Origin of the sequence: Allobosea sp. AAP35, assembly GCF_001295925.1 — a bacterium.
Taxonomy (GTDB): Bacteria; Pseudomonadota; Alphaproteobacteria; order Rhizobiales; family Beijerinckiaceae; genus Allobosea.
This window is the reverse complement of sequence record NZ_LJHQ01000018.1, coordinates 227039-239296: the sequence shown is the minus strand read 5'-3', so window position 1 is coordinate 239296 and position 12258 is coordinate 227039. Positions and strand designations below refer to the sequence as shown.

Below are 12258 nucleotides of genomic sequence, written 5' to 3'. Positions count from 1 at the left end.
GTTGCGGCAGCTCCCGCCGTGTCATCGTCTCGTGCGGCAACGGCCGGCTCGGCCTGCGGCAGGGCCGACATCATATCGGCGGGCATCGGCTCGCGGGCGGGCTCCCGCTCGCCGGGCGCCAGAGCGTCCTGTGTCGCTTCGGCCGTCTCGGCTTGGAGTTCGGCTTGCGTCAGGATCGGCGCATCGGGTGTTTCGGATGCGGGTGCATCGGCGGAAACGAGGTCTCCGGTCGCGTCGGCAAGCTCTGGCACCGGCTCCGGCCCGGCCGTCGGCTCCTGCGACGCAGGCGCGTCGGCCATCGCGGCATCGGAGGGCGGCGCAGCCTCTGACGGCGTCGTCTCGGCCGTGCTGCTGTCGGAATGGCCGGTTTCGGCATCGGCGCCCGTCATGGCGGATGACGCGTCGTCGCCGCCCGCAATGTCGGGCTGGCTGTCGGCCGTCGTCGCCTGATCGGGCTCAGGCGCCTCGGGCGGGGCTGCCGCGGCGACGGGCCTGGCAGGGGGCGCCGCAAGCGGCACCGTGATCGCCGGGCCGGGACGCTTGAGCGAGACATAGCCGAGCGAACGCAGGATCGAGGCGAAATCCTCGCCGGCGCAGCCGACGAGCGAGGTCATCGCACCAGTCACGACAAAACCGTCCTGATCGGCGCTTCCGGTCGGAGGCGTCCCTTGTGTGAGGCCGGGCCGATAGGCGATGGCGGGGCGGATCAGATCGGCCAGGCGCTCGAGGATATCGACGCGCACCGCCCGCTCGCCGCAGACGCGGTAGCCGGCGGCGCGGTAGAGCCCCTTGGGAACCGCCTTGTCGACCGGGAAGGAAGTCCGGCCCGAAGCCGCGAGATGGGCGATGTCGTCGAGCCCCGACAATTCGGGCCCGCCATGCTTGAGCGCCCAGAGCTGGGCGGCCAGCGCGCGCGGCGCCGGCTTCAGCAAGGCCGGGACGTAGAGATGGAAAGCGCCGAAACGGATGCCGAGATGGCGCAGGGCGGCGCGGCCTTCCTGGTCGAGCGCCTTCATTTCCTCGCCGACCTTGGCGCGCTCCAGCACGCCAAGCGCTTCGGCCGCCTGATAGGCGATGCCGCGGGCGATGCCGGTGAGGCTTGTCGCATCCTCCAGCAGCTGCAATGCGCCCAGCAGACGGGTGACGTGATTCTTCAGCCAGAGCTGCAGCCGCGCCTCGACCTGCTCGCGGGCCTGACCGACTAGCTGCTCCTCGACCAGCAGGCGCAGGCGCGGCTCGATCGCCTTCTCGCCCGCGACGAGGCGCGCCACCGGTTCGCCGATCCAGCGCAGCAGGCCGTCATGCGACAAAACGAAGGCATCGTCGCCGGCGAGAACGACCCGGGCGGCGCGCGCCTCGATCTCGCTCGCCAGCGCCTTCATCGCCGCCATGTTCAAGGCTTTCGCCTCCGGCCCGCCGGCCTTGGGGTCCGCCGTAAAGCGGAATCCCTGCAGCATTCCGACGTGCTGGCCCTCGACGAGCACGTCGCCCGTCGTGGTGACCTCAGCCTCCAACATCGCATTCTCCCGCAAACGGCGCAGCAGCACAGAGGTGCGCCGGTCGACAAATCGGCTCGCAAGACGCTCGTGCAGAGCATCCGAGAGCTTGTCCTCTACAAGACGCGCAACCCCCTGCCAATGCTCCGGATCGGGCAACCAGTCCGGACGGTTGGCGACGAAGGTCCAGGTGCGCACCTGCGCGATGCGTGCCGAGAGCGTATCGATCTCGCCATCGGTGCGATCGAGCGCCGAAAGCTGGGTGCGATACCAGTCGATATCGAGCCTGCCATGGCGCATCAGCCGCAGATAGAGCGTGGTCGCGAGGTCGGCATGCTGCTGTGGGGCGATCTTGCGATAATCGGGCAGGCCGCAGACCTCCCAGAGCCGCTCCACCGCCGGGCGGCCCTGCGCCAGCGCCTTGATGTCGGGGTCGCGAGCGAGAATCTCCAGCGTCGTCATGTCCTCGGCGATCAGCGCGCGCGTCAGCCCCGGCTCGGTCGGCTGCAGGTTCAGGCTGTCGAGCAGCTGCGCGACCGAGCGAAAATCGAGATCGGTGTTGCGCCATTGCAGCTGCCGCACCGGCTCGAAGCGGTGGTTCTCGATCGCCTCGACCAGATCGGCCTCGAAGGGCGGACAGCGGCCGCTGGTGCCGAAGGTGCCGTCGCGCAGATGGCGGCCGGCCCGCCCGGCGATCTGGCCAAACTCGGCCGGGTTGAGTTTGCGGAACTGGTGGCCGTCATATTTTTTGTCGGCCGCGAAGGCGATGTGATTGACATCGAGGTTCAGCCCCATCCCGATCGCGTCGGTGGCGACGAGATAGTCGACATCGCCGGACTGGTAGATCTCGACCTGCGCGTTGCGGGTACGCGGGCTGAGCGCGCCCAGGACAACCGCGGCGCCACCCTTCTGCCGCCGAATCAGCTCGGCGATCGCGTAGACCTCCTCGACCGAAAAGGCGACGATGGCCGAGCGGGGCGCCAGGCGCGTGATCTTGCGGTCGCCGGCGAACAGGAGCTGCGAGAGGCGCGGCCGTGTCACGACATGGACGCCGGGGATGAGCTGCTCGATCACGGGCTTCATCGTGCCGGCGCCGATCAGCATGGTCTCGGCCCGGCCGCGCCGGTTGAGCAGCCGGTCGGTGAAGACATGGCCGCGGTCGAGATCGGCGGCGAGCTGGATTTCGTCGATGGCGACGAAATCGACGGCGAGATCGCGCGGCATCGCCTCGACCGTGCAGACCCAGAAGCGCGGGCGTGCCGGCTTGATCTTTTCCTCGCCGGTGACGAGCGCGACGGCTTCGACGCCGACCTTGTCGACGACGCGCTGATAGACCTCGCGCGCCAGCAGGCGCAGCGGAAGGCCGATCATGCCCGTCGGATGGGCGACCATCCGCTCGATCGCAAGATGGGTCTTGCCGGTATTGGTCGGGCCCAGCACCGCGGTGACGCCTTGGGCGCGGACCGAGGGAGGCAAAGAGCGTGGAGGGATCAAGTCGCAGCCGATCGTGAGGTGAGGCTTCGCATCGGCGACGCCCGGCGGGCGTCGGAAGACGGCGCGGCGCAGGGGCGATCAGGAGGCGGAACGAGTCCTGAACGAAGCGGGTCCGAATCGCTGACTCGGGTGGAATCGGGTTTCGTTCTCGCCCAAGCCTGGATCCGCCGCGGCAAGGCTGGCCTTCGCAAGCCCTGCTCCAGCAAGGCCCTTCGCCATTCCCGGCCATTCTGTCTGCAACTGCAACATCGGCATCGCCAGTCCTTTGATGCACAGGCGCCCGGAGGCTCCTGCCGCGCTTGCGGGCTGCAGACTATCTAATCGCTCCGCGCCAGGAAACGAGGGCTGGGCCCGCCAGCACCGGAAGCGCCCTGCTCAGCCAAAAAAATCGACGAAGACATCTGCCGCCTCGTCTGGCGCCTCGACATGAACGAAATGACCCGCCGTTTCGCAGAAGGTGACTTTCGCCTCGTCGAAATGTTCCGGCACGAAGGCGGCCCATTCGGATTTCAGGACGGGATCGTGACGGCCCCAATGCACGCGCGTCGGCTGATGGATGCGCACCGAGGGAGTTGGGTGCCCGTCGATCGCCGCCAGCCGCGAGGCGTTCTGGCTGCGATACCAGTCGAAACCGCCGCGCAGATTGCCGGGCTTCATGAAGTTGTCGATCCAGAGGTCCAGCGCCGGATCGAAGGCGTCCTTGCGATGGCTCCAATGGGACAGAAAATACGACAGATACAGCGCGCAGGACTGGCGGCTGAGCCCGACGAGCGCCTCGGCCAGCGGCAATTGCTGGAAGGCCTGATACCAGACCTCGTTGACATGGCCGTCATGGACCCAGCGCCCGGCGATGCTCTGGGTCGGGCAGTTGAAGAACATGAGCCTGTCGACGAGTTGCGGGTGGCGTCGCGCCAGCGCCTGGGCGGCATAGGCGCCGACATCATGGCCCACGACGCCGACGGATTCGAAGCCCAGCGCCGCGATCAGCGAGGCCATGTCGTCGGCGTGAGAGTTGGCGCCGACATCGGCACGCGGCGCGGGCGATTTGGCGCTGTCGCCGAAGCCGCGCAGATCGGGCGCGATCAGCCGGAAATCGCCGTGCAGCCGGTTCATCAGCGGCAGCCAGGTCGCCCAGAACTCCGGCCAGCCATGGAGCAGCAGCACCGGCGTGCCGGAGCCGACCTCGGCGACATGCAGCGTCGTGTCACGCACGGCGATCTGGCGATGGCGCAGACCGGGCGGGGTGTCGAAGTCGCTGGACATGGTGGCTCCCGAGACAATCTGGAAAAAAGGCTAGCGCCTGCCAGCCCCGCGCGGCAATCGCTTCGCGGGGCCCGATCAGGTCAGGGCGCTGCTTCTCCACAGGCGCTCGCATCGCTTTGCCAATGCGGCATGCCGAATCGGCATCGAAATACAGGCTGGCGGCAGCAGGCGGGCGGGGGAAGCAGGGGCCGTGGCGGCGGTTCCTCAGGCCCATTCGCCCTTGCGGAAGACCGGGACGCGGCGGCCGTCGGCGTGGACGCCGTCGATGTCGACCAGGTTCGAGCCGATCATCCAGTCGATATGGATGAAGCTCTTGTTGCCGCCCTGGGCCGCGACCTGCTCGGGGGTGAGCTTGCCGCCCTCGAGGAAGCATTTCGAATAGCACTGGCCGAGCGCGATGTGGCAGGAGGCGTTCTCGTCGAAGAGCGTGTTCAGGAACAGGATGCCGCTTTTCGAGATCGGCGAGGAATGCGGCACCAGCGCCACCTCGCCAAGGCGCCGCGCGCCCTCGTCGGTGTCGAGCACCTTGGCGAGCACGTCGGCGCCGCGGCTCGCCTTCGATTCGACGATGCGGCCGGCCTCGAAACGGACCTGGATCTCGTCGATCAGCGTGCCCTGATAGGAGAGCGGCTTGGTCGAGGAGACATGCCCCTCCACCCGCAGCGCATGCGGCGTGGTGAAGACCTCCTCGGTCGGGATGTTGGGGTTGCAGGTCACGCCGTTCTTGGCGGTCGAGGCGCCGCCCTGCCATTCATGCCCGTCGGCGAGGCCGACCATCAGATCGGTGCCAGGCCCGGTGAAATGCAGCGCCTGGAAGCGCTGGCCGTTGAGCCATTGCGTGCGGCTGCGCAGCGTCGCGTTATGCGTGGCCCAGGCCGCGACAGGGTCGCCGCTCTCGACCCGCGAGGCGGCGAAGATGGCGTCGGCAAGCTTGCCCACGGCCACCTCCTCGGCGTCGCCAGGAAACACACGCCGCGCCCAGGCGGCGGTCGGGTAGGCCAGGATGTTCCAGTTGATGTCGAAGCCCGCGATCTTCTCCAGCGCCGGCTGATAGGCGACCGAATTCGCCTTGCTGGCGCGCGAAACCTTGGCGGGGTCCTGCTCGGAGAGCAGCATCGGGTCGTCGCCGACGATGGCCAGCCGCGCGGTGTTGTTGGCGAAGGCTTTTGCCACGCCCTCATGCAGCCAGCCGGCCGCACGATCGAAGCTGTCGTTGGCGGCATAGCGGTAGCGCGCCAGCGTCACCTCCTCGTCGGACAGGATCGGTGTTACCAGGCCGGCGCCGGCCTTGTAGGCGTGCTCGGCGATCTTTCGGACCAGCGGCAGCGCCGTGACCGGGGCGGTCAGGAACAGGTCCTGCCCGGGCTGCAGATTGAGGCCGACGCGAACGGCGGCCTGGGCCAGCCGGTCGAGTTTGTCGGGGTCGATCGTTGCGGGGATGCTGCGCTGATGGATGGTCATGGGACGCCTTGGCTCGCGATGTCCGGCGAATCTAGTGCAGAGCGACCCGCGCGCCAATGGACCAGCGCGTCGCGGAGAGGCACGATGGCGCCGTTCCCGCGAGCGCCTGCTCGCCTTCGCTCCACACGAGACCGCCATGTTCCTGCTCAACACGCATCCCGATCATCGCAGGCCGCTGTTGCCGGCCGATGCGGACGGCCTCGGGGCCACGGGTGCGGCGGAGGTCGAGCGGCAGATCAGCCAGCGAGACAATTATGCCGTGACGCCGCTGCAGGCGCTGCCGGCCCTGGCGCGCGAACTCGGCGTCGCTGCGATCCACGTCAAGGACGAGGGGCATCGGCTCGGGCTCGGCAGCTTCAAGGCGCTGGGCGGCTCTTATGTCGTCGTCAGGCTCGTGCTGGAGGAGGCGGCGCGGCGGCTCGCGCGTCCGGTCGATATCGCCGAGTTGCAAAGCCCGGATATACGGGCGGTCGCGGCCTCGATGACCTTCTCCTGCGCCACGGACGGCAATCATGGCCGCTCGGTCGCGCAAGGCGCGCAGTTGGTGGGCGCGCAGGCGGCGATCTTCGTCCATTCCGGCGTTAGCGAGGAGCGGATCGCCGCGATCGCCCGCTTCGGCGCGAGGATGATCCGGGCGAAGGGCACCTATGATGATTCGGTCGCGGAGGCCGCGCGCGTTTCGGACGAGAAGGGCTGGATCGTCGTCTCCGACACCTCCTGGCCGGGTTATGAGCGCATCCCGGGGCTGGTGATGCAGGGCTATACGGCGCTGGTCGCCGAGGCGCTGCGCCAGATGCCGCAGCCGCCGACCCATGTCTTCGTGCAGGTCGGGGTGGGCGGCATCGCGGCCGCCATCGCGGCGCATTTCGCGCTGGTGCTCGGCGACAAGCGGCCGATTTTTGTGGCGGTCGATCCAGCGCGGGCCGCCTGCATGTTCGACAGCGCGAAAGCCGGCGAGCCGGTGAAGGCGGCGGTGGGCGAGCCGACCGTGATGGCGATGCTCGACTGCTACGAGCCCTCGCTCGTCGCCTGGCGCATCCTGTCGCGCGTGGCGGACGCGTTCATGACCGTTGAGGACGCGGATGCGGTTTCGGTGATGAACCGGCTGGCGCGGCCGGCGGGGGACGACCCCGTCATCGTCGCGGGCGAAAGCGGTGGGGTGGGGCTGGCCGGGCTGATCGCCGCCACGGCTGATCCCACGATCCGGGCGCAGCTCGCGCTCGATGCGTCGTCGCGGGTCTTCGTCGTCAACACGGAAGGCGCGACCGACCCCGACCGCTATGCCGAACTGGTCCATGGAAAGGCGGCGGCCTGAAGGTGTTCGATCGTCTCGCCTGCTTCTGATGCGGCATGTCGTGCCGGCATGGCTGCCGGCCGATGCGGTCGGGGCGCGGCAGGCTGCTCTGGCCTAAGCTCGCATGGCGCGGCCGGGCGCCCATCACGGGCGAGAGCCGGCGCAGCCTGGCCTTGATGGGGGAATCGTCGATGACCGCTGTGAACGAGGTGCCCTACCGCACGCAGAACTGGACGCTGCGCAAACCGATGGCGAGCGGGCGTAACGGCATCGTCGTGTCGCAGAATCGCGAGGCGGCGGAAGCCGGCGCGGCGATCCTCGAGGCCGGCGGCAATGCGGCGGATGCGGCGGTCGCAGCCTGTTTCGCGCTGGCCGCGGTCGAGCCCTGGAACAGCGGGCTCGGCGGCATCGGCTTTGCGGTCGTCCTCAAGGCCAATGAGACCACGGCGAAGGTCGTCGATTTCGGCCCGGTCGCCCCGCGCGGCGCCGATCCTTCAGCCTATCCGCTGACGGGCGCGATGAAGAACGACCTCTTCACGTGGCCCGAGGTGGTGGGCGATGCGAACATCCACGGCCCGCTCTCCTTCGTCATCCCGTCTTCGGTGGCCGGCTATGCCGCGCTGAAGGAGAGCTTCGGGACAGCGATGCCGGTCTCGGAGCTTCTGGCGCCCGCGATCGCGATGGCCAGGCGCGGGCTGGCGCAGGATTGGTACACGACGCTCAAGATCTCCTCCTCGGCCGCCGTGCTGCGGCTCTATCAGGAGAGCGCGCGGATCTATCTGCCCAATGGCTTGCCGCCGGTGCCGCCGTATCAGGGCAAGCCGGGTTTCTTCCGTCTCGGCAATCTCGCCTCGGCACTGGAGCGCCTCGCCACGGCAGGACTCGACGATTTCTATCACGGCGAACTGGCCGGACGGCTCGTGGCCGACATCCACGCGCTGGGCGGCGTGGTCGATGCCGAGGATCTTGCCTCCTGCCAGGCGATCGTTCGGGACGCGCCGACCATCGACTGGCGCGGCACGCATCTCGTCCACACCGCCGGCGGGCTCACCGCCGCGCCGACGCTGGAAGCGGTCGTCGCCGGCATGGCCTCGGCCAAGCCCGCGACGGGCGGCCCCGATGCTGACTGGTTCGCGACCCTGTCGCGGGTGATGCGGAAGGCCTATGCCAGCCGCCTCGAGGGGCTGGGTGCTGCCACGTCTGCTCCAGGCTCGGCCGCGAAGGAGCCCGGCGACACCTGCACCACCCATCTCACCGTGGTCGATGGCGAGGGCACGCTGGTCACGGTCACGACGACGCTGCTCTCCTCGATGGGCAGCCGCGTCGTGCTGCCCGATACCGGCATCCTGATGAATAACGGCATGATGTGGTTCGATCCGCGGCCCGGCAGCGCCAATGCGATCGCGCCCGGTGCCCGGCCGCTTTGCAACATGTGCCCGGTGATCGTGACGCCCAAGGACGGTCCCGGGCCGCGCTATGCCGGCGGCGCCTCGGGCGGACGGCGGATTCTCGCCAGCGTCTACCAGATGCTGGCCTGGACGCTGGATTGCGGCATGGGGCTGGAGGAAGCGGCGCATCAGCCGCGCATCGACGTCTCGGGCCCCGACCAGACCAGCGCCGATCTGCGCCTGCCGGCGGAGACGCTGGCGGCGCTGGAGCAGGCCGGGCCGGTCGTCGTGGTCGAGCACAGCGTGCTGCCGATCAACTTCGCCTGCCCGAACCTGATCCGCGTCGATGCGGGAGGGGCGGACGGGATCAGCGACGTGATCTCACCCTGGTCGGCGGCGGTGGCGGCGAAGGATTCGTCCTGAGTCGGCTTCGCGGCGGGCTCTGAAACGTGTCGGCGCTCGCTATCCAAGTCTGTAGCGGACGATATCGATCCACCAGCGTTCGGCTCTGGCCACCGTCTGACAGGCCTCTTCCAGGGCCTCGACCCCGAGGCCCCCAATCGGGTCCGCGAGTCTCGATTGGATCGTCAGCGCCCGGTTGACGCGGTCGAGCAGGGCCTGCCCCGCCTCGGTCGGTGCATAAAGCTGCCGACCAGCGGCGCTCTTGGCCATGATGAGGCCCTTCTTGACCATCGCACGCTTGCGGCGTCGGGCGCGCTCGTCGCTCCAGACCCAGCTGTTCAGGAGCTGCGATTGCCCGCCCTCGGTGGCGTCGAACATGATGACGAGATCGCCGGCTTCGACATCGCTCCGGCCAGCTCGATCCAGAATATCCGCGAAAAGCCGGTGCATCTGCGTTTCCGCACGGCGGATCGCCAGAACGGATCGAAGATATGCGGCCTCATAGGCAGCGGGATCGCGCTCCCGTCGCGGCACGGCGTGCTGCGGTGCAGCCGCAGGCACCGCGGCCGTCGCGAGTGGCACCGCGCTCGCTGCGACGGTGACCGTCAGGCCGACGCCGATCGCTTGTCGTCTGGTTGAACCGAGCTGCCTACCCATCGTGCCATCCCTCGCTTTGAGAACCTGCTGGTGAGAAGAGCCTGCCGGCGGCGGTCCTTGACGTTCTGCCCGGCCAAACTGTGGCGGCGCTCCTGGCGCGGGCTCAGCCGAAGCCCAGGAATCCGGATTTGGCGGCGCTCCTGGCGCCGGCTCAGCCGAAGCCCAGGAATCCGGGCACAGCGTCGATCCGCGGGCCGGCCGCGAGCCTGGCGATGTTGGGCACAGGCCGGGCGGTCAGCGGATCGCCGGCTAGCGCCGCTTCGAGCGCGGCCGCCACGGCGAGCACCTTGGCATCGCCGCCGCGCGGGCCGACGATCTGCAGGCCAAACGGCATGCCGTTGTCGTCGAGCCCGACCGGCAGCGAGATCGCCGGGTGGCCGACGGTGGTGGCGGCATAGGCCAGGGCCAGCCAGTGGAAATAGGTCCGCGTCGGCTGGCCGTCGATCTCGGCCGGGTAGAGTTCCGCCCAAGGCCGGGGGCTCAGCGTCACCGCCGGCGACAGGATGACGTCGTAGTTTTCGAAGAAACCCTGCCAGCGCTGGTAGATTGCGGTCTGCCGCTTGAGGGCGCGGGCGATGTCGAGAGCGCCATAGCGCAACCCCTCCTCGACATTGGCACGGACATTGGGCCCGACCATCTCGGGCGTGTCGCGGACCGTGTCATGGAGATTGGCGAGGAAGCCGACCGCGCGCAGCACCTCGAAGGTCTCGTCGGTGCCGGCGCAGTCCGGCGTCGCTTCCTCCACGGCCCCGAAGAGCGAGGCGAAGGCACTGAGCTTGTCGGCAAAGACCTTGCGGATGTGCTTTTCGGTCGGCGCGAAGCCGAAATCGGGCGTGATCGCGACCCTGAGGGAGGCGAGGTCGATGGTCCCGGGACGGGCGAAATCCGCCGCCCGGCGGATCGTGCTGCCATGGACCGTCGTCGCCAGCGGGTCGGCCGCGTCGTCGCCGATCATGCTCGACAAAAGCAGGCAGAGATCGGGCACGGTGCGTGCCATCGGGCCGAGCACAGGCAGCGGGCTCCAGCCGAAGGGGCGCTTCTCGCTGGGAACGAGGCCCGGCGTCGGCCGGAAGCCGACGATGCCGCAATAGGCGGCCGGGTTTCGCAACGAGCCGCCCGTGTCGGAGCCGGTCGCGATCGGCACCATGCCGGTTGCCAGGGCGACAGCCGACCCGCCCGAGGAGCCGGCGGCGGATTTCACCGGGTCGAACGGGTTGCCCGTGGCGCCGTAGACAGCGTTGCGGGTGTTGGCGCCGGCCCCCCATTCGGGCGTGTTGGTCTTAGCCAGCACGATCGCGCCGGCTTCGCGGACCTTGGCGACGATGAGCTGGTCCTCTTTGGGCACATGGTCGTGGTAGAGTTGGCTGCCATAGGTGGTGCGCAGCCCGGCGACGTTCTCCAGATCCTTGATGCCGATCGGCAGGCCGTGCAGGGCGGGCAGCGCTTCACCGCGCATCGTCATGGCATCGGCCGCCTCGGCGGCGGCGCGGGCGCGTTCGTCGTCGCGAGCGACCATGGCGTTGACGGCGGGATCGACGGCATCGGTGCGGCGGATGCAGCTTTCGAGCAGCTCGCTCGCCGAGAGCTTCTTGGCGCCGATCAAGGCGCGGGCCTCGACGGCGCTGAGGTCGCAGGGTTCGGTCAACTGGTCAGGCCCCTCGTTGAGGACCCCGCGACGCAACAGGCGTGGCTGAGGTCCGGCCAGGGCAGTCTAGGGAAAAGCATGAGCGGGTGAAGTGCGGGCAGCGCAGGGTTCCCATGTGACCGCGCCGACCGATCAGCTTCCTTGCCCGCCGATCCAGAGACCGAGAAACAAGGTCGCGCCGAGAACGGCAACGAAGGCCGCCGCCAGAACTTCGAGCCCGGCAATGATCCGCGCGCTGCGCAAGGAGGAGCCTCCCGCGAGCCGCAGCGCCGCGAATTTGAAGAAAACGGCGAGTGCAGCCAGCGCGCCGGTTGTCAGGGCTGTGCCGAACGCCATGGCGAAGGTCGCCGCGATGCCGGCCCAGAGCAGACCCTGCGAGGCGGCGAAGACGAGGATGATCAGGGCACCCGCGCAGGGGCGCAGACCCGCCGCGAAGACGACGCCGGCCATCTCGCGCCAGTTCCGCAGCCGGGCAATCTCGTCGGGGCCGGGCATGTGGACATGGTCGCAGGCCGGATCATGGGCCTGCGCACCACGGCCGAGCATCAGGAGCGCGCCGGCCTTGCGCCAGAGCACAAAGACACCGACCAGGGCCACCAGCGCGAAGCTCGCACGCTCGACCCAATCGGTCGCCACCGCCATGGTCTGGGCGGTCTGACGCAGGGCGATTGTCAGGGTACCGACAAGCGCGATCGCGACCAGCGCCTGCAGGATGGCGGCAGCAAAGCTCAATCCCAAGCCGCGCCGCAGGCTGCGATCATCGGCGACGATGTAGCCGGAGATCACCGCCTTGCCGTGACCCGGCCCGGCTGCGTGGAAGACGCCATAGCCGAAAGCCAGACCGAGCAGGCCCCAGAGTGCTGCGGGATTGGCCGCCACGGCCTTCAAGGTCGCCGTCAGATCGCGGTAGAAGGCTGACTGCCAGGCCAAAATCATGCCGCCGATCCCGGTCGTCGCGGGCGCTGCCTCGCGTGGCAGCGGCACGCCGAAGGGATTGCGCGGCGGCGGGGGCGGTGGCGGACTCCAGGCGGCAAGCAGTGTGGCGAGCAATGCCAGGCTGCCGGCGATGATCGCAAGCGCGAGCGCCATCACGATCAGCCGGCGCGACAAGGCGGGCCAGGGCAGGATCGCGAGGCGCGGCGCGTTCAACGACATCCG

The 12258-nt window shown here is 68.9% G+C and carries 8 protein-coding genes; 2 read left to right on the top strand and 6 right to left on the bottom strand.

Translation table 11 applies throughout. The features are described 5' to 3' along the window. From IP69_RS07985 to IP69_RS07975, 3 genes are all read right to left on the bottom strand, one after another. On the bottom strand, positions 1–2987 hold a 2987-nt coding region (locus IP69_RS07985), incomplete at its 3' end, for a helicase-related protein (protein WP_156323341.1). 378 nt (positions 2988–3365) lie between these two features. Further along, positions 3366–4253 (bottom strand): alpha/beta hydrolase, encoded by an 888-nt coding sequence (locus IP69_RS07980; protein WP_082359124.1) that lies wholly within the window; start codon positions 4251–4253, stop codon positions 3366–3368. Between the two features lie 204 nt (positions 4254–4457). Next, entirely contained in the window at positions 4458–5714 is a 1257-nt protein-coding gene (locus tag IP69_RS07975) for an aminopeptidase (RefSeq protein ID WP_054142263.1), read from the bottom strand. A gap of 136 nt (positions 5715–5850) precedes the next feature. Here IP69_RS07975 and IP69_RS07970 point away from each other — a divergent pair, with 136 nt between their 5' ends. Both IP69_RS07970 and IP69_RS07965 read left to right on the top strand, forming a co-directional pair. Next, positions 5851–7029 (top strand): diaminopropionate ammonia-lyase, encoded by a 1179-nt coding sequence (locus IP69_RS07970; protein WP_054142262.1) that lies wholly within the window; start codon positions 5851–5853, stop codon positions 7027–7029. Between the two features lie 170 nt (positions 7030–7199). Then, the gene (locus IP69_RS07965) at positions 7200–8819 is read left to right on the top strand and encodes a gamma-glutamyltransferase (RefSeq protein WP_197279738.1); all 1620 of its coding nucleotides are present in this window, start codon (positions 7200–7202) and stop codon (positions 8817–8819) included. A gap of 39 nt (positions 8820–8858) precedes the next feature. On the opposite strand, the gene IP69_RS07960 is transcribed toward IP69_RS07965, so the two are convergent. From IP69_RS07960 to IP69_RS07950, 3 genes are all read right to left on the bottom strand, one after another. After that, complete coding sequence (locus tag IP69_RS07960; RefSeq protein WP_054142261.1) at positions 8859–9455, bottom strand: hypothetical protein; 597 nt, start codon at positions 9453–9455, stop codon at positions 8859–8861. 151 nt (positions 9456–9606) lie between these two features. Next, positions 9607–11100, bottom strand: coding sequence for an amidase family protein (locus IP69_RS07955; RefSeq protein ID WP_054142260.1), 1494 nt, complete (start codon positions 11098–11100; stop codon positions 9607–9609). Positions 11101–11232: 132 nt separating this feature from the next. Further along, positions 11233–12255 (bottom strand): nickel/cobalt transporter, encoded by a 1023-nt coding sequence (locus tag IP69_RS07950; protein ID WP_054142259.1) that lies wholly within the window; start codon positions 12253–12255, stop codon positions 11233–11235. Between the last annotated feature and the right edge of the window lie 3 nt (positions 12256–12258).

Bases quoted from the DNA above. Each gene is read 5' to 3' on its own strand.
- IP69_RS07980 (WP_082359124.1), bottom strand. From the start codon at position 4,253: ATGTCCAGCGACTTCGACACCCCGCCCGGTCTGCGCCATCGCCAGATC.
- IP69_RS07975 (WP_054142263.1), bottom strand. From the start codon at position 5,714: ATGACCATCCATCAGCGCAGCATCCCCGCAACGATCGACCCCGACAAA.
- IP69_RS07970 (WP_054142262.1), top strand. From the start codon at position 5,851: ATGTTCCTGCTCAACACGCATCCCGATCATCGCAGGCCGCTGTTGCCG.
- IP69_RS07965 (WP_197279738.1), top strand. From the start codon at position 7,200: ATGACCGCTGTGAACGAGGTGCCCTACCGCACGCAGAACTGGACGCTG.
- IP69_RS07960 (WP_054142261.1), bottom strand. From the start codon at position 9,455: ATGGGTAGGCAGCTCGGTTCAACCAGACGACAAGCGATCGGCGTCGGC.
- IP69_RS07950 (WP_054142259.1), bottom strand. From the start codon at position 12,255: ATGTCGTTGAACGCGCCGCGCCTCGCGATCCTGCCCTGGCCCGCCTTG.